The organism is Bacillus cereus group sp. N6, assembly GCF_016483705.1.
Classification (GTDB): domain Bacteria; phylum Bacillota; class Bacilli; order Bacillales; family Bacillaceae_G; genus Bacillus_A; species Bacillus_A wiedmannii.
On record NZ_JAEHBI010000225.1, the window covers coordinates 1 to 412 of the forward strand.

Here is a 412-nt window from a genome sequence, read left to right on the forward strand (position 1 = left end):
AACGGGAAGTGGCTCAGCTTGGTAGAGCACCTGGTTTGGGACCAGGGGGTCGCAGGTTCAAATCCTGTCTTCCCGATATTCCCAAAAACATGGGGCCTTAGCTCAGCTGGGAGAGCGCCTGCCTTGCACGCAGGAGGTCAGCGGTTCGATCCCGCTAGGCTCCACTTTATTTATTATATGTCTCGGAGGTATACCCAAGTTCGGCTGAAGGGATCGGTCTTGAAAACCGACAGGCGGTGAGAATCGCGCGGGGGTTCGAATCCCTCTACCTCCTCCATTTTCTTTTTAAATGGTTTAGATACATATAATAATAAAATTTTTATTTTTTCCTTCATGGAGGTATACCCAAGTTCGGCTGAAGGGATCGGTCTTGAAAACCGACAGGCGGCGAGAGTCGCGCGGGGGTTCGAAT

3 tRNA genes are annotated in these 412 nt (G+C 50.7%); all 3 read left to right on the forward strand.

The window, feature by feature from the left end:
* Positions 1 to 2: 2 nt before the first annotated feature.
* The 3 genes from JDS99_RS31055 (at position 3) to JDS99_RS31065 (ending at position 277) form a co-directional block, all read left to right on the forward strand.
* A tRNA-Pro gene (locus tag JDS99_RS31055) sits at positions 3 to 76 on the forward strand.
* Between the two features lie 15 nt (positions 77 to 91).
* Positions 92 to 164 (forward strand) — tRNA-Ala (locus JDS99_RS31060).
* A 20-nt stretch (positions 165 to 184) separates the two neighbouring features.
* A tRNA-Ser gene (locus JDS99_RS31065) sits at positions 185 to 277 on the forward strand.
* Positions 278 to 412 lie beyond the last annotated feature (135 nt).